The 23,114-nt window shown below is 50.8% G+C and carries 19 protein-coding genes; 12 read left to right on the top strand and 7 right to left on the bottom strand.

The window, feature by feature from the left end:
• Positions 1-69 precede the first annotated feature (69 nt).
• Both gad and ACJJIP_RS11640 read left to right on the top strand, forming a co-directional pair.
• Positions 70-1,443: a glutamate decarboxylase gene (gene gad / locus ACJJIP_RS11645; RefSeq protein WP_353375235.1), complete on the top strand. Its 1,374-nt coding sequence runs from the start codon at positions 70-72 to the stop codon at positions 1,441-1,443.
• Between the two features lie 719 nt (positions 1,444-2,162).
• Positions 2,163-2,906 (top strand): sporulation protein, encoded by a 744-nt coding sequence (locus ACJJIP_RS11640; RefSeq protein ID WP_020415122.1) that lies wholly within the window; start codon positions 2,163-2,165, stop codon positions 2,904-2,906.
• Positions 2,907-3,041: 135 nt separating this feature from the next.
• Here ACJJIP_RS11640 and ACJJIP_RS11635 read toward each other — a convergent pair whose 3' ends face one another.
• On the bottom strand, positions 3,042-3,776 hold the full coding sequence (locus tag ACJJIP_RS11635; RefSeq protein WP_444945173.1) for an SDR family oxidoreductase: 735 nt from the start codon (positions 3,774-3,776) through the stop codon (positions 3,042-3,044).
• A 114-nt stretch (positions 3,777-3,890) separates the two neighbouring features.
• Here ACJJIP_RS11635 and ACJJIP_RS11630 point away from each other — a divergent pair, with 114 nt between their 5' ends.
• A complete protein-coding gene (locus ACJJIP_RS11630) occupies positions 3,891-4,505 on the top strand; it encodes a TetR/AcrR family transcriptional regulator (RefSeq protein WP_444945172.1) in 615 nt (204 codons plus the stop codon).
• Between the two features lie 47 nt (positions 4,506-4,552).
• On the opposite strand, the gene ACJJIP_RS11625 is transcribed toward ACJJIP_RS11630, so the two are convergent.
• The 4 genes from ACJJIP_RS11625 to metH form a co-directional block, all read right to left on the bottom strand.
• Positions 4,553-5,101 carry a DUF934 domain-containing protein gene (locus ACJJIP_RS11625; protein ID WP_444945171.1) on the bottom strand — a complete coding sequence of 183 codons (549 nt, stop codon included), beginning with the start codon at positions 5,099-5,101 and terminating at the stop codon, positions 4,553-4,555.
• Positions 5,085-6,746 (bottom strand): nitrite/sulfite reductase, encoded by a 1,662-nt coding sequence (locus ACJJIP_RS11620; RefSeq protein WP_444945170.1) that lies wholly within the window; start codon positions 6,744-6,746, stop codon positions 5,085-5,087. Before ACJJIP_RS11620 ends, ACJJIP_RS11625 begins: the two co-directional genes overlap by 17 nt.
• A 510-nt stretch (positions 6,747-7,256) precedes the next feature.
• Complete coding sequence (locus ACJJIP_RS11615; protein ID WP_020415128.1) at positions 7,257-7,478, bottom strand: DUF2970 domain-containing protein; 222 nt, start codon at positions 7,476-7,478, stop codon at positions 7,257-7,259.
• 4 nt (positions 7,479-7,482) lie between these two features.
• Positions 7,483-11,178 carry a methionine synthase gene (gene metH, locus ACJJIP_RS11610; protein ID WP_444945169.1) on the bottom strand — a complete coding sequence of 1,232 codons (3,696 nt, stop codon included), beginning with the start codon at positions 11,176-11,178 and terminating at the stop codon, positions 7,483-7,485.
• A 393-nt stretch (positions 11,179-11,571) separates the two neighbouring features.
• Between metH and ACJJIP_RS11605 the strand changes: the two genes are divergently transcribed.
• The 9 genes from ACJJIP_RS11605 to ACJJIP_RS11565 all read left to right on the top strand — a co-directional run bounded on the left by ACJJIP_RS11605 (position 11,572) and on the right by ACJJIP_RS11565 (position 19,236).
• A complete protein-coding gene (locus ACJJIP_RS11605) occupies positions 11,572-12,252 on the top strand; it encodes a type 1 glutamine amidotransferase domain-containing protein (RefSeq protein ID WP_020415130.1) in 681 nt (226 codons plus the stop codon).
• A 118-nt stretch (positions 12,253-12,370) separates the two neighbouring features.
• Positions 12,371-12,961 carry a Fe-S biogenesis protein NfuA gene (gene nfuA / locus ACJJIP_RS11600; protein WP_020415131.1) on the top strand — a complete coding sequence of 197 codons (591 nt, stop codon included), beginning with the start codon at positions 12,371-12,373 and terminating at the stop codon, positions 12,959-12,961.
• Between the two features lie 230 nt (positions 12,962-13,191).
• Positions 13,192-14,049 carry a patatin-like phospholipase family protein gene (locus ACJJIP_RS11595; RefSeq protein WP_020415132.1) on the top strand — a complete coding sequence of 286 codons (858 nt, stop codon included), beginning with the start codon at positions 13,192-13,194 and terminating at the stop codon, positions 14,047-14,049.
• Positions 14,050-14,079: 30 nt separating this feature from the next.
• A complete protein-coding gene (locus ACJJIP_RS11590; protein WP_353375239.1) occupies positions 14,080-14,964 on the top strand; it encodes a patatin-like phospholipase family protein in 885 nt (294 codons plus the stop codon).
• A complete protein-coding gene (locus ACJJIP_RS11585) occupies positions 14,957-15,832 on the top strand; it encodes a patatin-like phospholipase family protein (RefSeq protein ID WP_020415134.1) in 876 nt (291 codons plus the stop codon). The genes ACJJIP_RS11590 and ACJJIP_RS11585 overlap by 8 nt, the downstream gene beginning before the upstream one ends.
• 119 nt (positions 15,833-15,951) lie before the next feature.
• Complete coding sequence (locus ACJJIP_RS11580; protein ID WP_444945168.1) at positions 15,952-16,842, top strand: patatin-like phospholipase family protein; 891 nt, start codon at positions 15,952-15,954, stop codon at positions 16,840-16,842.
• Positions 16,843-16,844: 2 nt separating this feature from the next.
• Entirely contained in the window at positions 16,845-17,717 is an 873-nt protein-coding gene (locus ACJJIP_RS11575; protein ID WP_444945167.1) for a patatin-like phospholipase family protein, read from the top strand.
• A 225-nt stretch (positions 17,718-17,942) separates the two neighbouring features.
• Entirely contained in the window at positions 17,943-18,818 is an 876-nt protein-coding gene (locus ACJJIP_RS11570) for a patatin-like phospholipase family protein (protein WP_444945166.1), read from the top strand.
• The gene (locus ACJJIP_RS11565) at positions 18,802-19,236 is read left to right on the top strand and encodes a nuclear transport factor 2 family protein (RefSeq protein ID WP_282950799.1); all 435 of its coding nucleotides are present in this window, start codon (positions 18,802-18,804) and stop codon (positions 19,234-19,236) included. The genes ACJJIP_RS11570 and ACJJIP_RS11565 overlap by 17 nt, the downstream gene beginning before the upstream one ends.
• A 78-nt stretch (positions 19,237-19,314) precedes the next feature.
• Here the strand turns inward: ACJJIP_RS11565 and ACJJIP_RS11560 are convergent, their stop codons facing one another.
• Both ACJJIP_RS11560 and hrpB read right to left on the bottom strand, forming a co-directional pair.
• Positions 19,315-20,325, bottom strand: a complete 1,011-nt coding sequence (locus tag ACJJIP_RS11560; RefSeq protein ID WP_040629218.1) for an endo alpha-1,4 polygalactosaminidase — start codon at positions 20,323-20,325, stop codon at positions 19,315-19,317.
• A 213-nt stretch (positions 20,326-20,538) separates the two neighbouring features.
• On the bottom strand, positions 20,539-23,103 hold the full coding sequence (hrpB, locus tag ACJJIP_RS11555) for an ATP-dependent helicase HrpB (RefSeq protein ID WP_444945165.1): 2,565 nt from the start codon (positions 23,101-23,103) through the stop codon (positions 20,539-20,541).
• Between the last annotated feature and the right edge of the window lie 11 nt (positions 23,104-23,114).

Here is a 23,114-nt window from a genome sequence, read left to right as displayed (position 1 = left end):
CTCTTGGTATAAAGAGGGGGATATGCAGCGGCCTTTCATTGATGCAGATTAATGGCAAGGAGGTTGGCTATGAGAGAGAAGTCTCCGTTCGACCTGTTTTTTGATGAGTACAATGAGGATATTCCTGAAGATCACTTTCCCCGTGACAGTATTTGTGCTTATGCCGCCGAATCCATTGTAACCAGTGAAACCTGGTCTGACGCCAAACCGGCTATGAACCTGTCGTCCTTTGTCACCACCTTTACCGAGCCCGAAGCTTTTGAAGTGGCAAAAAAGCACTATCTCAAAAATTATATCGATCATGATATGTATCCCCAGCTTTTTGCTATGGAAGCACGGATGGTGCGCTGGTTGCACGAACTTTGGAATGGCCCGAAGAATGTAGAACCCTATGGTGCAGCGACAATAGGCTCTTCAGAAGCTTGTATGTTGGCGGGTCTGGCCCATAAATGGCGCTGGCGTAAGAGGCGAGAGAAAACAGGTAAAGATGGGGGCAGGCCTAACTTGGTCACAGGTGCCAATGTACAAATTGTGTGGGAAAAATTTATGCGCTATTTTGATGTAGAGCCACGCATTGCCCCGCTTAAGCCTGGACATTACCGTTTTACCAGTGAACACCTGGATACGTTAGTAGATGAGAATACAATAGCAGTGGTGGCTATTGCGGGGCAGACATTTACCGGTGAGGATGATTCCTTCCGTGCGATCCATAATTGGTTAGATAGTTATCAGGAAACTACTGGCCATGATATCCCTATGCATATTGATGCTGCATCCGGTGGATTTGTGAACCCGTTTTTATATCCGAATTACCACTGGGATTTTCGCCTGCCGAGAGTTAAATCTATCAACGCGTCCGGTCATAAATTTGGCTTAGTGCCGCCAGGTTTAGGTTGGATAATTTTTAGAGAGCGTGCTGTTTTTGATGAGGACTTGATGTTTTATGTAAACTATTTGGGTGGTGAGATGCCTACTGCCACATTGAACTTTAGTCGCAATGCCTCCACTGTTGCCTACCAGTATTACAACTTTATTCGTCTCGGTTTTAAGGGTTACCAGGATATTATGCAGCATACTTTGGATAACGCTCAGACTTTACGTAATCGTTTAGTTGAGAGTGGCTACTTTGAGATTATGAACAAGACTCAGCGTATCCCGGTAGTGGCGATGACTCTGAATAATAAGATTACCAATTTTAATGAGTATGATATTTCAGATAAGGTCCGTGAGCGGGGTTGGGTTCTGTCAGCTTATTCGATGCCGCCAAACGCCCAATCAGTAAATACCTTGCGAATAGTGGTGCGCCCACACCTTAATCTGAATGCAATACATGGCCTGGCAGATGACATCATTAACGCCTGCAACTGGTTGAAGCAACACGGCGGCAATGCCAGCCCACCGAAACTGCACGACCCTCGGAAGGTGGCGCCGAGTAAGTGTTAGTTTTCGTCTTCTGGTGAAAGTTGCTTTTAGGTGTTCTCTGTTATATAGAAAAATAACGTAAGATTTGAGATAAATTTTAATATCTGTTTCTTATAAAGATTTAAAAATAATAATCAATAATTATTCCTTCAGGTTATTGAAGCATACTCCAACATATATACATCGCTCACATTAATAGCCGTTAGACTGGGGCCCTGAATATTCGGTCTATATTATTATGGGATACAGACTATGAGTTGCAGGTACTCCGTAGTTTGGCAGTGGGCATACATGCAATTTTAGTTGAGGTGATCAAGGTAAAACTACTAAGAAATGTCCCTATGCCAAAGGTGGAATTTTTGAGGCCTTAGTGGCAAGTTGGGTTGAAAAGTGGGGCTAATCAGATCTTTGGGGCGCTTTATCGGTAGGGGGGAAGATTGACGATAAAAAATGATAATTTTAGCCCAGCGATTTTCTTCAATATATCGATCTAAGTTTAAAAATAGGGTTGATGGACGCTTCATAATATGATTTTTTTCAGTTTTGGGGGCGGGTCTTGCAATGTTAATGATTGGCAAACAGCAATAATTGAGAAATATCTCGAGTAAGGATATGCTTCAGCAGAATCGGATTATTGGGTTGCCTCTGATAATGATGTGCAATTAGGGGCTGTGACCAAGTATTTAGGCCATGTTAATACTCAGTATCAATTCTAACTTGTCAGTGTTTTGGGGAAGTTCATGTTTCAAAAGTTAAAGGCCTCTTTGGGTATTGGTGCCGCAAAGGTTGATACAGTATTGGAAAGTAGCAGCATACTTCAAGGCGGTGTCCTTAAAGGAAACATTCATATCGCCGGTGGAGACGTGGAACAACAGATTGATGCTATCAATTTGAAACTCTGTACTGAGGTGAAAATTGAAAATGATAACGGCGTTAGTTACCAGCAATTTGTCCTGGATCAAATTCAGGCTCTGGAACCATTTTTGATCAATGCTAATGAATCCAAGCAGTTACCCTTTGAGCTTAAATTGAATGACGAAACTCCGGTAACCGCACTTAACACGCGCAAGAACCAATGTCGGGTTTGGTTAGAGACCGTGTTAGATATTGATTTTGCGCTCGATCCTAAGGATAGAGATCTTCTGCAAGTACGGCCCTTACCTGTTGTCGAAAAGGTGATCGCGGCGATAGAGCAGGGTGGATTTAGCATGGTGAAAGCGGATGTCGAGAAGGGGTACCTGAGGGGAGGGAACTTTTCTTCAAAATCTGGATGTTACCAGGAGATTGAGTTTAAGAATTCAGGTCTTCTTAGTTCAAAAGAAATTGAACTTTCTTTTATTCTGGAGGGGGGAATGGTGCACTGCTTGGCAGAAGTTGATCGTAGATTTGGTCTGCGAGGCGATCAATATCGTTCTTTTACCTTGCATCGCGATGCCGATGAGAAGGAAGCTACTGCGGCTGTCCAATCAATATTGACACTGTAGTTAGTAGTGCCATCCATTCTAATTTGTTAAGACATTTGCATGCTGAAACCCGCGATGTGTTGATAATAGCAGGCGCTAGTCATTAAACATCGCGGGTTATTCGGTTATCAATGTTTAGCTAATTTTGCTTGACAATTATTCACTGAAATCTGCAGTGACAATCGTATCTGAGAATCCTTGATAGGCGGCCTCAAACATCTTAGCCATAGGGTCTGGGAATAGGTGAAAGTCCCCGTTTGCGAGGGACTCAACAATGCCTTTGGCTACAGTACTGGGAGCCTCTCCCTCCTCCAATCCTGCCTGCTTGGCCATATCGGTTTCTATTGGGCCTGGATGCACGCTGAGTACTTGTACTCCACGCTCTCCAAGTGTTTCTCGAAGGGCTTGAGTTATTGCGTAGCTTGCGGCCTTGGAGGCGGAATAGGTGCTCACCTGGGTGAAGGCACGCAGAGATACGACAGAATTCAATTGGACCAGTGCGCCGCGGTTCTTTTCCAGTTGAGGTGCAAAGGCCTTGGCAATCCTTACTAGCCCAAATAGGTTTACATTCAACTCGTGCTGCAGAGACTCTTCAACCTGCTCGCCGAGGGGTTCCGTAGGAGCTAGTACCCCGGCATTGTTGACCAGGATATCCAAGTCCTGGATTTCTTTTGCTAGTGCTTTTATTCCATTGCCATCTGTAACATCCAGTTGCACGGGGACTACCTTAGCACCGTATCTTCTAGTGAATTCGGCGGTGGTCCCGGGGTTTCGCACCGCCAGATAGACTTTTTTTGCTCCCTCCTCAATAAAGGTTTCCACAATGGATTTGCCAATACCGCGATTGGCTCCGGTGACCAGTGCAACTTTGCCTTGAACGGAAATACCCATCCTGATTCTCCTGTGAGTGGTTACTATCTTCAATATGTACCGATCGGTATGATTTGAATTGAAGTGTACTGATCGGTACAATATTGTCAAATGGTTTTTTGAAGAGACTTCACTATGGCGGGGCGCAGACTTGAGTTTGATAAGCCGAGCGCACTGGATGCTGCGATGCGAGTGTTCTGGAAGAAGGGATATGTGGGGACATCTTTAGCAGATTTAACCGGGGCTATGGGGATCAATAAGCCCAGTCTTTATTCTGCTTTTGGAAATAAAGAAGCGCTTTTCGTGCAGGCTTTACACCAATATTTAGAAAAACATGCCAAAGATCGCTTGGCTTATTTAAGTGACGATAAGCTGACGCTGACTCAGAGGATCTCTGGTTTCCTCCTTGCAACCGTCAGGGGCCAGTTGGCCGAAGAGACCCCTAAGGGCTGCTATTTGGCCCAGGGTCTGTCGGAGACTGCTGGAGAAGGGCTTCCCAAGGCAGCTATACAGGCCTTAAAAGCGGCTGATGAGGAGAATATGCGTTTGCTGGTGCGTTTCTTTCAGAGTGATGCTGACTCCCAATACTTGGGTTTAGATCGACAGGCGGAAAAGGTGGCTTTATACCTGGTGGCTCTGCTTCACGGCACTGCATCCCTGTCCCGGTCGGGCAGGAGCAAGTCTGAGTTGGAGGGTATCCTGGGATTTGTGCTGCGTGGCCTGGGAATCAATGAGGATGGGAAGCGGTGATCTGCCTCTACGCTGGATGGCAGGGGCAGATCTTACAAAATATTGCCTCAGAAGCGCCTACGGAACATTGGCAGGGGTTGATCTGTTCCTGTTTGGTAGCTGTCACCGAAATCACTTAGGGAGTCTTTTAAGCTGACAAGGGGCTGTTCACCCTCAAAAGCATAAGCGTTAAAGCCACAGCGTTGAAGGTAGGTAAGCTGATCCCGCATAAAACCACCCACAGCCCGCAATTCGCCTTTAAAGCCAAACCGCTCGCGCAGTAGGCGGCCGGCTGTGAAGCCACGGCCATCGGCGAAAGCAGGAAAATTTATAGCGATCAGTGGAAGTTCTACAGCCCCATCACCAATCAGCTCCGCGCCTTCCTCGCTATCAAGCCAGACGCCGATTTCATCATGGCGAGCCGCGAGAGCTTCTTGATGATCTTTCCACTGGCGCAAGGGCAGGATTACCTTGCCATCGGGTAAAGCAGACAGATCAAAATCTTCGCCAGCTTCAACTTGGGGTATCAGCTGCCACTCATTGGGGCTAACCTCGCCATTGAGGATCAGCTCGGCGGGATTGCCCGGCTGCGGGCCCAGTTTAGCTGGCTTTGGCATAGACTCTCTCCTTGAAGGGCTGCAGGCCGATGCGGTTATAGGTATCGATAAAGGGTTCTTCGGCTTGGCGCTGCTCAACATAAAAGTCGAGAATTTTACCAATCACTTCAGGGACTTCTGCGCGGGAAAAGCTCGGGCCCAGTACTTTGGCCAGGCTTGCCTCGTTGGAGGCGCTACCTCCAAGCTGGATTTGATAGAATTCCTCGCCCTTTTTATCGACCCCAAGAATTCCTATATGCCCCACATGGTGGTGGCCACAGGCATTCATACAGCCGGAGATATTCAGGTTCAGGTCGCCCAGGTCATATAGGTAATCCATATCGTCGAAGCGGCGTTGGATTGCTTCGGCTACGGGGATGGATTTGGCGTTGGCAAGGGAGCAGTAGTCACCACCGGGGCAGCAAATCATATCGGTCAGGGTGCCGATATTTGGGGTGGCGAAGCCATACTTACGCGCCTGCTGCCATAAATCATACAGCTTGCCTTGCTCCACATCGGCGAGTACTACATTCTGGTCGTGGGTGACACGGGCCTCACCAAAGCTGAAGTTGTCGGCGAGCTCTGCGATGGCGTCCAGTTGGCTGTCGGTTACATCACCAGGGGGTACCCCAGTGGGCTTGGTGGATAGCTTGATAGCGCGGTAACCAGGTACCCGATGCGGATAGGTATTGCGTTCCAGCCAGCGGGCAAAAGCTTTATTGCCATCCGCTTGTTGCTGTAGCGCGTCCTGCGTACTGGCGCTGTCAAACTCTTTGTATTCAGGTGATGTGAAAAAGGACTTGGCCCACCGCAAAGCTTCCTGGGTCAGCTTCTCTGCACCATCTTTAATATGCTGCCATTCCTCTTCTACCCGGCGGCCAAATTCCTCTGGGCCAAGGGCTTTTACCAGGATTTTAATGCGCGCTTTGTATTTGTTATCGCGGCGGCCCAATTGATTGTATACGCGTACAATGGCTTCCAGGTAGGACAGCAGGTCCTCTTCAGGTAGGAAGTCACGAATGGTTTCGGCAATAACCGGTGTGCGGCCCTGGCCGCCACCAACCAGCACCTGGAACCCGATTTCCTCGCCGCGCTTGATGATTTGTACGCCGATATCGTGTACGCGGATGGCGGCGCGATCCTGTTCTGAACCACTCACGGCAATCTTGAACTTGCGCGGTAGGAAGGCGAACTCAGGATGGAAGGTGGACCACTGACGGATAAGTTCGCAGTAGGGGCGTGGGTCGGCGATTTCGTCGAGGGCAATGCCGGCGTAGGGGTCTGAAGTCGTGTTGCGAATACAGTTGCCGCTGGTTTGTACAGCGTGCATTTCCACTTCGGCCAATTCGGCCAGAATAGCGGGTATATCTTCCAGCTGCGGCCAGTTGTACTGCAAGTTCTGGCGCGTGGTGAAGTGGGCATAACCCTTGTCGTAATCGCGGCTCACACGAGCGAGGCGGCGCAACTGGGTACTATTGAGCAGGCCATAAGGTACGGCAATGCGTAACATGGGGGCCAGTCGCTGAATATAGAGGCCATTTTGCAGGCGCAGCGGCAGGAATTGTTCCTCGCTTAACTCGCCAGCGAGATAACGTTCCGTCTGGCCGCGGAACTGGGCCACGCGATCGTTGATGATGGCGCGATCCCGGTCGTCGTATCGATACATAACAGCTTGATTCCATTGCCTTTGTGCGCTGATGGTGGAGAAAGGGGCGAGCCCCGGATAAATCTCCGCTGGCGCATAACATACCAGCGCTCTTATGCAATAAATAACAATATTTTCCGCTATATCTGTAACCAACGGTTATAACGGAAAAGGAATTGCTCGCATATGCCGTCTTGCGCGATAAACGGAGATTTGCTCTACTTGACTGGCCGTTCCATGCGGCTCATCTACTTTGCATAACAATAATGAGCAATCGGAGTGATTCGATGAATGAAGAAGTAGTTGTTACCCCGAAAGAAGACAATTTTGTAGACGCTATAGCCGCCGTGGCTCTAGTCGCTATTTTTGTTGCCACCTGTGTTTTCTGGGTTGCTACCCGCTAGTAACCCAATGGCCCGGAGCTAGGCATTACCGGGCCTCCTACCTTCATTTTGTTAGGATGTTAGCAAAGGCAGCGGACTAGTCCTATCGGTTTCTTTAGTCGTAGTCGCTTGATTTCTGACTACGCTCTTAGCCCATATTGCCCAGAACAGTTTTCACAATGAGTGCCAATGCCAGTACAAAAAATGTGGTGAAGAGAATACCGGCGATAACATAGTTCACCATGCTACCGCTTTGAAAATCACGCTGTCGATTCTTGTTACTCTGAACGCCGATTGCCGCGGCCAGAGTGCTGAGCACTATCTGGCCAAAACCGGGTTTACCTGCCTTTTCTTTATTATTTTCTTGCATAGGCTCACTCCTCCAGATTGGGACGTAGCCAGCGCTCCAGTTCCAGTTCGCTGACACCTTTTCGTTTGGCAAGACTTTGCAGCTGGTCCCTGCCAATTTTGCCGACATTGAAGTATTTTGCCTGGGGGTGGGCAAAGTACCAGCCACTCACTGCGGCTGCAGGCATCATGGCAAAGTGTTCAGTAAGACTGACGCCTGCATTTTGCTCCGCCTGCAGTAATTTGAATAGAGTGGCTTTTTCCGAATGATCTGGGCAGGCCGGATAGCCCGGGGCAGGGCGGATACCTTGGTAAGCCTCCTTGATCAGCTCCTCGTTGCTGAGCGTTTCATCTGCCGCATAGCCCCAATATTCTTTACGGACCAGGCGGTGTAATGTCTCGGCAAAGGATTCCGCCATACGGTCTGCCAGGGCTTTTACCATAATGGCGTTGTAATCATCATGTTTGGCTTCGTAACTCTCCGCCAGCTCATCTGCGCCGATACCGGTGGTTACTGCAAAGCCGCCCACATAATCTATTTGGCCGGATTCCAGCGGCGCAACGAAGTCCGCCAGAGAGCGGCACAGACCATCGCCGCCGCGTTTCTGTACCTGTTGGCGCATATGGTGAAGGCGGGCCAGTTCCTCGCTGCGGCTTTCGTCCTTGTAGACGATGATATCGTCGCCGACGCTATTGGCGGGCCAGAGGCCGAATACGGCACGTGCACGCAATAGTTTCTTATCGATAATCTCTTTTAACATGCGTTGGGCATTGTTGTAGAGATCGGTAGCTGCTTCTCCTACGATTTCGTCTTCAAGGATCGCTGGGAATTTACCTGCCAAATCCCAGGAGATAAAGAAGGGGGTCCAGTCCATAGTATCGAGCAATTTCTCCAAGGGGAAATTGTCGATCACGGTGAGGCCCAGCTTGTTGGGGCGTGCCGGCTGGTAGTTTTTCCAGTCGAACGCCGGTGCGGTGTCACGCGCCTCCTCGTAGGTCAGGCGGGTGTCATTGCGCTTGCGGTTGGCGGTGCGGGTGCGCACTTTCTCATATTCGGCCTGGACCTTTTCCACGAAAGCCGGGCGCAGCTCATCGGAAATCAGACTGCTGGCCACACCTACGGCGCGGGATGCATCCGCCACATACACCACTTGGTTGCGATGAAACTGGGGGTCAATTTTCACGGCGGTATGGGCTTTGGAGGTGGTGGCTCCACCGATAAGCAGGGGAATATCAAACTCCTGGCGCTCCATCTCGGCAGCTACGTGAACCATTTCATCCAGGGAGGGCGTGATTAGGCCAGACAGGCCAATAATGTCACATTCTTTGTCCCGCGCAGTTTGAAGGATGGTTTCCGCAGGGACCATAACGCCTAAATCGATTACTTCGTAATTGTTACAGGCCAGCACGACTCCCACGATATTCTTGCCGATATCGTGCACATCCCCTTTAACAGTAGCCATCAGGATGCGGCCGTTGGAGCGACTGTCCTCGGTTTTTTCCGCTTCAATATACGGTTGTAGGTAGGCTACCGCCTGTTTCATTACCCGGGCGGATTTCACAACCTGGGGCAAGAACATCTTCCCTTCACCAAACAGGTCGCCGACGATATTCATGCCATCCATCAGCGGGCCTTCGATCACATCCAGCGGGCGTGAGGAGTTGGCACGGGCCTCTTCGGTATCTTCCTCGATGTAGTTGTTTATGCCTTTTACCAGGGAGTGTGCCAGGCGTTCGTTCACGGGCAGTTGGCGCCAGCTCAGGTCCTCTTTGCGCGCAGCTCCTCCACCATCGCCTTGGTACTTGGGAGCGATTTCCAGCAGGGCCTCAGTAGCATCCGGGCTGCGGTTAAGGATTACGTCCTCGACTTTGTCTCGCAGTTCCTCTGGCAATTCGTCATAAACCGCCAGCTGGCCGGCGTTAACGATACCCATATTCAGGCCGGCTTTAATGGCGTGAAACAGGAATACGGAATGGATGGCCTCACGTACCGGGTTGTTGCCCCGGAAGGAGAAGGAAACATTGGATACGCCGCCGCTGATCTGGGCATCGGGCAGGTTTGCGCGAATCCAGCGGCAGGCTTCGATAAAGTCCACCGCGTAATTATTGTGTTCCTCTATGCCGGTGGCGACGGCGAAAATATTCGGGTCGAAAATAATATCGGTGGGATCGAAGCCGACTTCATCCACCAACACATCGTAGCTGCGCTTACAGATTTCAATTTTTCGCTCGAAGGTGTCCGCCTGGCCATCTTCATCAAAAGCCATCACCACCACAGCCGCACCATAGCGCAGGCACAGCCGGGACTTTTCGATAAACTCCTCTTTGCCTTCCTTGAGGCTGATGGAGTTCACTATGGGCTTGCCCTGAATACACTGCAGTCCGGCCTCGATCACCTCCCATTTGGAGGAATCCACCATAAATGGCACTCTGGCAATATCCGGCTCGGTAGCGGCAAGATTGAGGAACCGGCGCATAGCGGCAAATGCGTCGAGCATCGCCTCATCCATATTGAAGTCGATCACCTGTGCACCGTCTTCCACCTGTGCAGCAGCCACTTGCAAGGCGGTGTCGTAATCCTCTTCCAGGATCAGGCGCTTAAATCGGGCGGAGCCCGTGACGTTACAACGCTCGCCCACATTGACGAATAGGGCATTTTCATCGGCGACAAATGGCTCCAGGCCTGATAGACGCAGTGCGGGTTTAATTTTTGGCAATTGTCGTGGGGCCAAATCGGCCACCGCTTCGGCAATTGCGCGGATATGATCTGGAGTGGTACCGCAGCAGCCGCCGAGGATATTGATAAATCCACTGCGGGCAAATTCCGCTACGATTGCGGCGGTCTGCTCCGGGGTTTCGTCGTATTCGCCAAATTCATTGGGCAGTCCCGCGTTGGGGTGGGCGGAGACATAAGAGGCACAGGCGCCTGACAAGGCTTCCACATAAGGGCGCAATTCGGTGGCGCCCAGGGCGCAGTTAAGCCCCACAGAAATCGGTTTTGCGTGGGCAACGGAATAGTAAAAAGCTTCGGTAGTCTGGCCGGAAAGGGTGCGGCCGGAGGCATCGGTAATGGTGCCGGAAATCATAATCGGCAATTCGAAACCCAGCTCCTCAAAGAGCTGCTGCATCGCATAGATGGCTGCTTTGGCATTGAGGGTGTCAAAAATGGTTTCAATTAAGATCAGGTCACTGCCACCATCAATCAAGGCGCGGCCCGCTTCTACATAATTTTCTACCAGCTGATTAAAAGTGACATTGCGTGCGCCGGGATCATTGACGTCTGGTGAAATACTGGCGGTACGGGAAGTGGGGCCGATTACGCCGGCTACCCAGCGCGGGCGTTCTGGGGTGGAAAGTGCATCCGCTGCGCGGCGCGCAATCTCTGCGGAAGCTCGGTTGATCTCCACCACCAAGTGTTCCATATCGTAATCTGACTGGGACAGCTGGGTCGCGTTAAAAGTATTGGTTTCGATAATGTCTGCGCCGGCTTCCAGGTACTCCCGGTGGATCTTTTCAATCAGCTCCGGGCGGGTCAGGCTCAATAGATCATTATTGCCCTTCAGGTCGCGGGGGAAGTCGGCGAAACGCTCACCTCGGTAATCGGCTTCTTCCAGCTTTTCCCTTTGGATCATCGTCCCCATGGCGCCATCCAAAATCAGGATGCGCTGTGCGAGCGTGCCATTTAGTTGCTCTAGACGTTGATCACGGGACTGCTCGGACATATACCAATCCTTATGTTGTCGATGGCGTGAGAGCCATCAATCTTAGCACAGTACTTCCACCAAAAAGGGGGCGACTTAGTGTATCAATAGAGTATCCCCACAATAACCGGTATTTTTTTGCTAAATAACAGCAATTTATGTTTATGGTTGCGCTATTCATGGGTACAAAAAAGCAGGCGGCAGTGTTGTTGCGCCTTATACACTGTTAGGACCTGCTCTTTTCAATAGCATTGATTCAGCAGTTTCAGGTAGAGAATCTAAACGGGGCTAAGGGGCAGGGAATTTCACAGTGTGACTAATTGGTGCTCTAGACTTCCCACAGTTTTTCATTCTTTGATACTGATAATCGAGTGATATCCGCCAATTAACGTTTCATTTTGCTGGAGGCTACTGATGAAAATACTGATGGTACTGACTTCGCACGACCAACTGGGCAATACCGGTAAGAAGACCGGTTTTTGGTTGGAGGAGTTTGCCGCACCTTATTACATCTTTAAGGATGCGGGAGCTGAGGTGACCTTGGCGTCTCCAAAGGGCGGTCAGCCGCCACTGGACCCTAAAAGCGATGAACCGGATTTCCAGACAGCGGCAACTGAACGCTTTCACCAGGATCCGGCAGCCCGGCAAGTGCTGGCTAACACTGTGAAACTAGCTGATGTAAAAGAGCCAGATTTCGATGCAGTTTTTTATCCTGGAGGTCATGGCCCACTCTGGGATCTCGCGGAGGATCAGAAGTCTATCTCCCTTATTGAGGACTTCTTTGCTGCGAATAAGCCAATAGCTGCAGTCTGCCATGCTCCCGGTGTTTTCCGTCACACCTTGCGCCAGGATGGCAAACCGCTGGTCTCCGGTAAGAGTGTCACAGGCTTTACCAACACCGAGGAGGCTGCAGTTCAGTTGGTGGATGTGGTGCCCTTCTTGGTGGAGGATATGCTCAAAGATAAAGGGGGACACTACTCCAAGAAAGACGATTGGGCGCCCTATGTGGTGCAGGATGGCAAGTTGGTGACTGGTCAGAATCCTGCCTCATCAGAGGAAACTGCCCAGACTCTAATGGGACTGATCCTGGTTTAGGCTGGCTTTGGGAGGCGTCGAGGGACGCTCGTCACCTCCCGGCCAATACACCGGTTTCACTTGAGCGTTTCTGAGAGTAAAATACCCGACAAAGTAGCTCGGTTATTTGAGAAGGCTTATGTCAGAATTGAATGTCACCATTACCGAATCTGCGCAGGAATACCTGAAGGAACTGCTGGCCAAGCAGGACTGCGAGGGAATTGCCATTCGCATGTTTGTCTCTAACCCCGGCACACCCAGTGCCGAAACCTGCATCGCATACTGCCGCCCTGGTGAGGAAGAGGCAGATGATGTGATGATTGAGATGAATGGTCTCAAGGCATACTTCGAAGGGCGGAGTGTGCCTTACCTGGATGAGGCTCGAGTGGATTATTCATCAGACAAGATGGGCGGCCAGCTTACTATTCGTGCGCCCAACTCGCGCATGCCCAAGATTACCGATGACAGCCCCATCGAAGACCGGATCAATTACGTACTCTATAACGAAGTGAATCCCGGACTTGCTGCTCATGGTGGCCAGGTGAGTCTTGTGGAGGTTACCGAAGACAAGTTTGCTGTGCTCAAGTTTGGTGGAGGCTGTCAGGGGTGTGGCATGGTGGATATGACCTTGAAAGAGGGCGTTGAGAAAACACTGAAGGAAAAGATCCCAGAGCTTGCTGGCGTGAAAGATATTACTGACCATACCGATAAATCCCAGGCTTACTATTGATCGCAAATGCCGGGTTAGCCCGAATGGCATGATCGTCTGAGTTAAAAAGCGGCCTATAAGGTCGCTTTTTTTATTGTGCATTTTTAACTCCCATTCTCATGTTTGATGCGGCGAACGGCAGGGTGCCGCATTGCTTCCCCCTGTTTATATTTGATTTATTGACAACGCTTTTCTGTTGATGAAGTGGCGTTTTCCTTGCAGATACACTGGACTGGCGGGGAAGAAAATTTATGTTTGACCAGGTAGTGTTTGCCGGTGGCGGTGTTCGTTGTACCTGGCAAATTGGATTCTGGGATGCAGTGGCCAGTGAGATACAGCTGACCCCGAAGGTGGTTAGTGCTGTTTCCGCCGGGGCTTTGGTATCGAGCCTGATCCTTATGGGGAAATCCCTGGCAGCGGTAGATCACTTTGCCTCGGAGTTTCGTAGCAATAGTAAGAACATCCACTGGCAAAACCTGTTTAAGAGTGAGCCGGTCTTCCCTCATCACGATATTTACCGTCGAGCCATGCGTAAACTATTTGCCGGCGGCCTTAAAAAACTGCGTGCGACTGCAGACTTGCGTGTCGCGGTCGCTTATTCACCAGAGTGGCTCAAGGGGCCTTTAGCACTGCTTCTGGGGATTGGAATCGACTATTCCGATACCTATATCTCACGCAGCTTACATCCGGATGGTGCCCGGCGGATTGGCTATCGGCAGTCCTTTATTTCCGTGCACAAATGCACTGATGAGTTGGAACTGGAACGGCTAATTTTAACCTCTTCTTGTACGCCCCCTTTGACACCAAGGCAGCAATTTAGGGGCGCGGAAATTCTTGATGGTGGTGTGGTGGATAGTGTGCCGGTTGGGGGCTTGGACCCGACCCCGGGTAGGGTCCTGATTTTGCTGACCAGAAATTATCCTCAGTACCCTTGGTGTTTTACCTGCCATAGGGGTGAACAGTTGTGGACTTATGTGCAGCCCAAGCAGCCTCTGTCGATCCGGGTATGGGATTTTGCAAATCCCGAGGCTTTGAACCGGGTTTTTCACGCTGGGCGCGCAGACGGCCAAGCATTCCTGGCGATGCTACTGGCAGGAGAGCACTGTTGACGATTAGCCGCGAAAGTGGAGTTGCGCGGAATGTTTGATCAGGTGGTCTTTGCTGGTGGCGGCGGGCGCTGTACCTGGCAGATAGGGTTTTGGGAGACCGTTGCTGAAAAAATTCAATTGCGCCCCCGTGTGGTGAGTGGCGTGTCCGCAGGCGCATTGATTGCAGGCCTGATTATGATTGGCAAAGCCCCGGCAGCTGTGGACTATTTTGCCTCTGTGTTTAAGGCCAATCAAAGGAATATCTATTGGCGTAACCTGTTTCGCAAGGAGCCGGTGTTTCCCCACTATGATATTTACAGGAACGGTATCAGGGCACTTTTCTCAGAACGTTTTCCTCGCCTGAGATCTGCGGCTGAGTTGAGGGTTGCCATCTCCCGGCCGCCGAGCTGGCTTCCGGTTTCCCTGTCATTGGCTATGGGAGGGGCTATTTACTACTCAAATAAATATCTGCTGCACGGGCTTCATCCCTCCGCAGCGCGACGCCTGGGGTATCACCAGGATTTTTATCGTGTCCAGGATTGTGCTGATGTAGCCGACTTTGAGCATTTGATATTGAGCTCATCTTGTACGCCACCTTTTACTCCTCGATTACGATTCCATGGTCTGGAGGCACTGGATGGTGGGGTGGTAGACAATGTCCCGGTTGGGGGAATAGATCCGGGCAAAGGCAGGGTGCTAATCCTGCTGACACGCCGTTACCCAGGTTGTCCTGATTGGTTCATCGAGCGTAGGGGGGAGCAACTCTGGACCTATATACAGCCATCGAAGTCTCCGCCGATCAGTGTTTGGGACTTTACAAATCCGGAGGGGCTGAGAAGTACCTGTGAAATGGGCCGCCATGACGGCCGACTTTTTTTACGCAATGTACTGGCAGATCGCTGTTTTTACACTGACGTGGGGAAAAGTAATGTTTGAACAGATGGTCCTTGGTGGAGGTGGCGGTCGTTGTACCTGGCAGCTGGGTTTCTTGATGGCTATTACGCAGGAGATTGAGTTGGCACCTAAAGTGATCTGTGCTGCGTCAGGTGGAGCCATGGTGGCAAGTTTCCTGTTGATGGAAAGGTGTGAGGAGGCGGCAGATTATTTCCATTCGGTGTGCAGGAACAATCAGAGCAATATTCACTGGAATAACCTTATTTCTGACGAGCCGGTATTTCCTCATTTCTCCATTTACAAAAAAGGAGTGAACCATCTGTTTTCTGGGGGGTTCGAGCGTTTATGTGCTGCTGCTGACTTGCGAGTGAGCGTTATTCACCCACCTTCATGGTTACCGTCTCCCCTGGCTTTAGCGACAGGAATTGCGCTTGATCACCTAGAGAAGCAATTTGCACAAAGACTTCACCCAACAATGGCTTTCCGGTTTGGTTTTCGCCAAATGTTTTATGGGGCGCGGGACTGCTCCAATGTGGCCGAATTAGAGCACTTAATTTTGAGCTCCTGCTGCAACCCACCCTTATCTCCCAGGCTCTATTTCAATGGTGAAGAAGCCCTTGATGGTGGGGTTGTGGGCAATGCACCGGTTGCGGGCCTTGATGCTGTAAGAGGCCGTGTCCTGATTCTCGATGCCGGGCATTTTGCTAACTTCCCAACATTTCACAGCGTGCGTAAGGGAGGTCAGCTATGGACTTACGTTCAGCCATCCCAGGCGCTACCGATCAGCGTTTGGGAATTTAGTGATCCGGAGGCTACTCGAAAAACTCTGGAGATCGGTCGTGCTGACGGACAGGCTTTCCTGAAATACCTATCCAGCGAAGAAATAAAAATCCTTTGGGGTTGGGATTAATGTGACTGCGGATCGCATTTGGCAGATAAGTATTGAAAAGGGGAATTGTCAGTACTTGGTTTGGAAAAGTAGTGATTTAGAGGCCTAGGAAGAGCCGTAAAGTTTAAAGGACGTACTCCATGTTTGATCAAGTGGTTTTTGCCGGTGGCGGTGGTCGTTGCATCTGGCAGATTGGCTTTTGGGAGTCGATCGTTGATGAAGTCCAGTTATCACCGAGAGTAGTGAGTGCAGTATCAGCAGGGGGACTTGTTGCCGGGCTGCTACTGATCAACCGTGGGCAGGATGCGGTGCAATACGTTCGCTCTGTATTCAGTGTTAATCGTAAAAACGCTTACTGGAAAAATTTATTTCGTGATGAAGCGGTATTTCCCCAATACGCTATCTGTCGCAATGGGATTCGAGAGCTGTTTGATAATGGCCTGGAAGACTTGAGAACGGTAGCGGAATTGCGTCTCGCAGTTACCCGTCCACCGGCGTGGATGGTTGGTCCATTGGCACTGACCCTTGGCGCCGTAATTTATTACACAGATAAAGGTTTCCCGCGCAGCCTGCATTCCACTTCCGCCACGCGCCTGGGATTTAGGCAGACGTTTTATCGCGCCCAGGATTGCTCTGATATGGATGAGTTTGAGCACTTGATTCTCAGCTCATCCTGTACCCCTCCGTTTACGCCGCGTCTGCAGTTGAATGGGGCTGAAATACTGGATGGTGGCGTAGTGGACAATGTGCCAGTTGCCGGATTGGATGCTGGGCAGGGCAGGGCAGGGCAGGGCAGGGTTCTGATACTCCTGACAAATAGATTTCCAGGTTATCCAGACAGCTTTACCCAGCGCCAGGGTGTGCAGCTGTGGACCTATGTGCAACCTTCCAGGGTTTTACCGATCAAGGTCTGGGACTTCACCAACCCTGAGGCCGTTACCGCGACTCTGAATATTGGACGCGCCGATGGCAGGGCGTTGCTGACTCAGCTCAAATCGATTGCCCCTGAAACGAGAGTGCAGGCTTTGTAAGCGTGTTCAACCAGGTAGTCTTTGGTGGGGGTGGCGGACGCTGCTGTTGGCAGGTTGGTTTTTGGCAGGCTATCGAGGATGAGATTAACCTGGCACCACAAGTAGTCAGTGCAGTATCTGCCGGCGCACTTATGGCTAGCTTGGTATTAATGGGGCGTGGTCAGGAAGCGGAAGATTACTTCCTATCTGTAACCCAACAGAATCAGAGGAATGTGTACTGGAGTAACCTGCTGCGTAAGCCACCAGTTTTTCCCCATTATGAGATATACCGGCGTGGTGTCCGCGAGCTATTTGACGGAGGTTTCGACAAGTTATGCGCTGCTACCGACTTAAGGGTGGCAGTGACGTTACGGCCTCGCTGGATGCCCCCAGTCTGTGCCCTGGCGGCGGGCGGCACCCTCTACTACATCAACAAATACCTGCTGCGCAGCTTGCACCCCAAGCTGCCATCCAGGCTTGGCTTTCGACAGGTGTTCTACCGGGTGAGGGACTGTGCGAATGAGGCAGAACTTGAACACCTCATTCTCAGTTCCTCGTGTACCCCGCCGATTACCCCAAGGCTACGGATGGATGGTGCGCAAGTGCTGGACGGGGGCGTGGTGGACAATGCTCCAATTGATGGCTTGGAAGCTTATAAAGGGTTGGTGCTGATACTACCGACCCGCCGCCCCCCCCGTTTGCCCCACTGGTTCAGTCGGCGTGTCCAAGGGCAAACATGGGTTTATGTGCAGCCCTCTCGCCGGCTTCCCATTAAGTCCTGGGATTTCACCAACCCTGAGGCATTGACAGAAACATTTGAGATTGGCCGGGTCGATGGCAGGGCATTTCTTGCCGAAATAGTGGCCAAGGGGGGGCGATTTGGATTTGGCAATTAATGGACTTGCCACAGGAATACCATTGTCATTAATGCCCAGCATGATTGAGCGTATTGGGCAGGCCCATTGGTTGCGCTAAGCTGCTGATTCTATTAGCTTATGCAATTAGTTGCATATGGGTATGTGTGGCGGTTGCCTGCTGTAGTTACTCGATTATTGCAGGCAGGCTAAAAGGAATATGGGCTTGGAGCTGATCAAAAGCCCAGTGCAGAAGGTAAAGGATTTATGTTTGATCAGGTGGTTTTTGCTGGCGGTGGCGGGCGCTGTACATGGCAGATTGGTTTCTGGGAGTCAGTTGCCGGTGAAATAGGTCTTGTCCCGAAGACTGTGACTGCGGTGTCCGCCGGAGGCCTTATGGCGAGCCTAATCTTGATGGGGCGCACAGAAGAAGCCCGGGAGCACTTCTGGTCGGCATTTGCTGCCAATGATAAGAATGCTTATTGGGGCAACTTATTTAAAAAGGAATCAGTATTTCCCCAGTATGGAATCTATCGCAATGCCATGTGGGAGCTATTCCGCGAGGGCATGAGCACACTTAAAACTGCGGCGGAGCTACGTATTGCAGTAACTCATCCGCCACGGTTGCTCTCAGGGGGAATGGCATTGGGTGTTGGAGCCCTGGCTTACTATGCCGACAAGCACTTGTTGCGGAGCTTGCACCCTAAGGTTGCTCTGGGGCTTGGGTTTAAGCAGGGATTTTATAAGGCGCAGGACTGCACAAGTGTGGAAGAGCTGGCGGAGTTGATCCTTTGTTCCTCTTGTACACCGCCTTTTACTCCACAAATGCGCTTGCGCGGTGCGACGGTGCTTGATGGCGGAGTGGTAGACAATATACCGGTAGCGGGACTGGATCAGGAAGAGGGTCGAGTATTGATTCTGCTGAGTCGCCGTTATTCCCGTTACCCGGACAGATTTACCCGGCGACAGGGAGATCAACTGTGGACCTACGTGCAGCCCTCACAACCACCTTTTATCAGAGTTTGGGATTACACGAATCCCGAGCTGGCGCAAAAGACTTACGAGCTCGGCTTTGCCGATGGCCGGAATTTTTTACACAAGCACAAGCTTGAACGGGAGATAGTTGATGAACAATTCCAATAATTCGATAACGGAGTCAATCGCCTTGTGGCATGAGATGGTAGAAGCGCGAGACTTCACCAGGCTCCCTACTATTGTTGCAGATGATGCGATTTTTCGCTCTCCGGCTTTCTTCAAGCCCTACCACAGCTCAGCGGCGGTTTGCCTTATTCTCAATACTGTGATGCAAGTGTTTGAGAGCTTTGAATACGACCGCAGCTTTACCACTGAGTCCGGCCGTGACCTGGCCCTGGAATTCAAGGCTTCTATTGGTGAAAAAAGCCTCAAAGGCTTGGATATCATTCGCTTTGATGAGAGCGGCAAGATTGTAGAGTTTGAGGTGATGATTCGCCCACTCAACGCCCTGCAAAAGCTGGCGGAGGAGATGTCAGGGCGCCTTTCCCAATATGTGACACAGTACAAAGATAGCCAGCTGGCTTAATACTCGTCCTTATGGCACAAGCACCTGGCAATCAATCTGGGCTCTGCGCCCAGTTGCCTGCCAGGAGTGAGCGATGATTTAATTTCCTTCCTCGGTATCCAGGGAGTCGAAATAATCATATACGTCGATACCATCCATATAGGCGCCGTCGAAACCTGCATCCACAATTTTGTAAATGTAGGAGTCATTGTTACCGTAAATGATATTCTGCCAGCCCTCCTTCCAGTACTCTACATAATAGTTTCCTGATTCCCCTGGTACTTCTTCCAGTAGCCAGCTGGGTGGGTTGGTGGGCCATGAGGGGTCCCAGTAATAACGGTTATCCTGGGCTTCACCAATATTTATATAGGCAATTAGCAGCCTGCGCCCCCCATTATTTTTAACCTTGAGCTGCTCAATTTGCTCTTCAGTGTATTCTTCGCCATTAAAGAAAAAGTCGATAACTAGCAGGTCGTAATCGGTTTCGGATAACTTGTCGACGAATTCCTGGCGTGTGGAAGAGATCCGTGGATTGGTGATATTAAGGAAATTTTTGACATTCTCCAGCTCATCAATGTTGTTACTGTTTACATTGAAGGGCTCTTCAGGGTAGGGCGGAATATCGTCCAGGTCCGTATCGTCAGCGACGAAGGAGACGTAGCCGGCTTCTTCATTCTCTTGATTGGATTCGTCAATATTGCGCTCGGTATAGGCGAAATCGGTCACAAGGATTTCGCGGCCTTTATCCTTGGCTAAGTTGAGATAGTCCTGCAAGCGAGCGCTTTCGGTGCTGCTGGTGGGTTGGTCTACATCACCATTTTGCCCAAAGAAGACCGCTTCCTGGGCGATGCCATCGGTAGAGTTTACATAGGCGTTATCTACTGGGCCATTGGTCTTGGTATTGGTGGTGATCAGTTCAATACCATTTTGTGGGACAATAATAAAGTCGTCCCGGTTAATACCCTTGGCATAGTCACTAATATCCTCTACCAGATATCGCATCTCTTGATCGTAATCCACGTAGACAGGGATTACGAAGTCGGGAAGGTCGTCAAAGCTACAACCGAGAAGAAGAAATGGGCTAAGAAGGAAGGGAAGCGTCCGGTGCAAAATTCATCTCCGAAGACGTTTATTAGTGAGGTAAGGTTGTCTTGCTAATTTTTACCTATTGGCAGGGAAATGAAGACTAAGTTCCATTGAGTTTAACATTTTCCACTGACCAATCACATGCAGGCACAGATTGACAATGGGCGACTCTGCTGCTGTGTGGAAGTGCTGGATCTAAAATCCTAGCTGATCAAGCCTGAATATTGGCTTAATGGCTCACTGCGCATCCATTCTTTTCTTGGTTTTGCTAGTTGCTATTGCTGTGAGGGGATCGTCTGGCCAATAGTGCTTTTGGTACTTGATACGTAACTCTTTCTTTACCTCTTGATAGGTGTTGGCCCAGAAGTTGGCGAGATCGCGGGTTATTTGGACCGGACGTTTTGCCGGTGACAGCAGGTGGATCATCAAGGGGAATCGGCCGTCCAAAATAGCAGGCGTTTGTGCCATGCCAAATAATTCCTGCAAGCGCACAGCCAATACCGGGGGTGATCCTTCATAGTTGATTTGAATGCGCGACCCGCTGGGCACCGTGAAATGGCTGGGTGCCAATTCTTCCAGCCGCTTTTGGTGTGGCCAGGTTAGTTGACCGAGTAAAATGGTAAACAGGTTCAGTTGTTTGAGTTGCTCTAACTTATTAAAGCCCTGGAGATGGGGTAGTAACCAGTCTTCAAGGTGAGCTAAAAGCGCTGCATCGCTCCAGTCGGGTAGGGGAGTGTCGCTCAGAAGATCTGGCCCCAGCTCACACTGGCGTAGAAACTCCACCCGACTGCGTAACTGAGAAGCATCTTTGCCCCAAGGAAGTAGTGCCAAGCCTTTCTTTCTAATGGCACCCAGAAGAGCGCAACTCAGCAAGCCTTCGGGAACATCCCTGGCCGCTTGTTGCTTTAGTACCAAGCTTCCTAAAGTGATACGAGTCACTGCCTCCGCACGTCCGGAAGACTCATTCCAGTCAACACTTGTCTGCTGTTTTATCAGATCGTCAAAGCAACCTCTAAGAGAGGTTTCCGAAATAGGTGCGGCCAACTGGATTCGGGCATCACGTCCTTTCCCATCGAGTTCCGCAATTACAAGATAATCGCAAAGGGCCAGTGCATCATCATGAGTGAAATGTGCCCCCCTGCCATTGGCGAGCAGGAAGCGCCTACTGCCATCTCGGCGGCTTATGGCGATTCTATCTGGATAGGAGAGCCCCAGGAGGACGCCAGCATGGTCGACACTATCAATTGATAGTGTGCTCACCGGTTGGTTGGACGTGAGTTTATCCAGCTGAGTGCGCCAGGCCCGTGACTGCTGCCGAATTCTCTGGATAGACCCTTGATCCACTTCTCGACCTTTGGACCGTTCCTGTAGGACCTCAATGCGCTTGCTTATATCCCTGTCCCAGCGGGCCTCACCGCGGAAGATATCCCGTTCGGATAGAAGAGCTGCCATCAGGCAGGCCTGCTGTTGCAATCCCCATTTAAAACTGTGGATCATCATATGGGCAAGACGGGGATGGCAGCCGAGGGATAGCAGGGTGCTGCCGTGGCGAGTAATGCGCAGTTTACTGTCGAGTGCTCCCAACTGCTGGAGTAACTCTTGAGCCTGTGCCATAGGTCCAGGAGGAGGGGGGGCCAGCCATAGGAGCTCTTCAGCATCAGTAACTCCCCACTGGGCCAGCTCCAAAGCAACTGGAGCCAAATCACTGCGAAGTATCTCTGGAGTATTCTTCGTACTCAGGGCGTTCTGACGCTCTTTGCTCCATAAGCGCAGGCAGTGACCTGCACTGAGTCGGCCGGCACGACCACTACGTTGAATAGCCGATGCCTGAGATATACGGCTGGTGATCAAGCGATTCATCCCGGTGTTGGGGTCAAAGCGCGATTCACGCATTAATCCCGAATCCACCACGCTATGAACCCCCTCGATTGTCAGGCTTGTCTCGGCAACATTAGTGGCCAATACAATTTTACGCATGCCGGGTTTTGCTGGTGCAATGGCTTGATCTTGTTGCTCCCTGGTCAGGTCGCCATATAGCGGAACTATTATGATATCGCTGAACTTGTGGGGTTCCTCAGCGAAGCGCTCTCCCAGCGTTGCTTCGATCTGTCGTATTTCCCCCACACCGGGCAGGAACGCTAGCAGGCTGCCAGTATCATTACTGATGCATTCCAGAATTTTGCGGGTCATCAGCTGGGGAAGTTGACGTTCATCTTCCAGTTCTTCACGCCTATCGAGGTATTCAACACTGACGGGGTAGCTTCTTCCCTCACTGGCCACCACTGGTGCCTGACCCAGAATTTCAGCGACAGCATCGGTCTCTAGGGTTGCGGACATTACGAGCAACTTAAGGTCTTCCCGCAGATACTCCTGGGATTGTAGGCACAGTGCCAGTGACAGATCCGCTTGTAAGCTTCGCTCGTGAAACTCATCAAAGATCACCAAGGCAGTTTTGCTTAGCTCAGGATCAGATTGCAGAAGACGGGTAAGAATGCCTTCGGTAACCACCAGAATACGGGTTCGCCCGCTGGTTCTGCGCTCCCCCCGTACCTGGTATCCCACTGTTTCACCGGCCTTTTCACCAAGCTGGGAAGCCATTCGGGCAGCTGCTGTGCGTGCAGCGAGTCTGCGGGGCTCCAACATGATGATGTTCTTACCCCTCAGCCAGACACTATCCAGTAGAGCCAAAGGGACAACAGTAGTTTTACCTGCACCTGGTGGCGCTTGCAGCACCACATTGCTGTGTGTTTCCAGTGCTTCAAGTAACTCTGGTAGGACGGAATGTATAGGTAACTCTGGCATAGCAGAGAATT

Source organism: Microbulbifer variabilis (assembly GCF_052467165.1).
Note: the sequence above shows the minus strand (reverse complement) of the source record. Positions and strands in the feature narration are given on the sequence as shown.

What these genes read in the sequence shown, in the direction of transcription:
- hrpB (WP_444945165.1), bottom strand. Translation starts at nt 23,103, where the DNA reads ATGCCAGAGTTACCTATACATTCCGTCCTACCAGAGTTACTTGAAGCA.
- ACJJIP_RS11625 (WP_444945171.1), bottom strand. Translation starts at nt 5,101, where the DNA reads ATGCCAAAGCCAGCTAAACTGGGCCCGCAGCCGGGCAATCCCGCCGAG.
- ACJJIP_RS11635 (WP_444945173.1), bottom strand. Translation starts at nt 3,776, where the DNA reads ATGGGTATTTCCGTTCAAGGCAAAGTTGCACTGGTCACCGGAGCCAAT.
- metH (WP_444945169.1), bottom strand. Translation starts at nt 11,178, where the DNA reads ATGTCCGAGCAGTCCCGTGATCAACGTCTAGAGCAACTAAATGGCACG.
- nfuA (WP_020415131.1), top strand. Translation starts at nt 12,371, where the DNA reads ATGTCAGAATTGAATGTCACCATTACCGAATCTGCGCAGGAATACCTG.
- ACJJIP_RS11620 (WP_444945170.1), bottom strand. Translation starts at nt 6,746, where the DNA reads ATGTATCGATACGACGACCGGGATCGCGCCATCATCAACGATCGCGTG.
- ACJJIP_RS11630 (WP_444945172.1), top strand. Translation starts at nt 3,891, where the DNA reads ATGGCGGGGCGCAGACTTGAGTTTGATAAGCCGAGCGCACTGGATGCT.
- ACJJIP_RS11640 (WP_020415122.1), top strand. Translation starts at nt 2,163, where the DNA reads ATGTTTCAAAAGTTAAAGGCCTCTTTGGGTATTGGTGCCGCAAAGGTT.
- ACJJIP_RS11580 (WP_444945168.1), top strand. Translation starts at nt 15,952, where the DNA reads ATGTTTGATCAAGTGGTTTTTGCCGGTGGCGGTGGTCGTTGCATCTGG.
- ACJJIP_RS11590 (WP_353375239.1), top strand. Translation starts at nt 14,080, where the DNA reads ATGTTTGATCAGGTGGTCTTTGCTGGTGGCGGCGGGCGCTGTACCTGG.
- ACJJIP_RS11595 (WP_020415132.1), top strand. Translation starts at nt 13,192, where the DNA reads ATGTTTGACCAGGTAGTGTTTGCCGGTGGCGGTGTTCGTTGTACCTGG.
- ACJJIP_RS11585 (WP_020415134.1), top strand. Translation starts at nt 14,957, where the DNA reads ATGTTTGAACAGATGGTCCTTGGTGGAGGTGGCGGTCGTTGTACCTGG.
- ACJJIP_RS11570 (WP_444945166.1), top strand. Translation starts at nt 17,943, where the DNA reads ATGTTTGATCAGGTGGTTTTTGCTGGCGGTGGCGGGCGCTGTACATGG.
- ACJJIP_RS11615 (WP_020415128.1), bottom strand. Translation starts at nt 7,478, where the DNA reads ATGCAAGAAAATAATAAAGAAAAGGCAGGTAAACCCGGTTTTGGCCAG.
- ACJJIP_RS11565 (WP_282950799.1), top strand. Translation starts at nt 18,802, where the DNA reads ATGAACAATTCCAATAATTCGATAACGGAGTCAATCGCCTTGTGGCAT.
- gad (WP_353375235.1), top strand. Translation starts at nt 70, where the DNA reads ATGAGAGAGAAGTCTCCGTTCGACCTGTTTTTTGATGAGTACAATGAG.
- ACJJIP_RS11605 (WP_020415130.1), top strand. Translation starts at nt 11,572, where the DNA reads ATGAAAATACTGATGGTACTGACTTCGCACGACCAACTGGGCAATACC.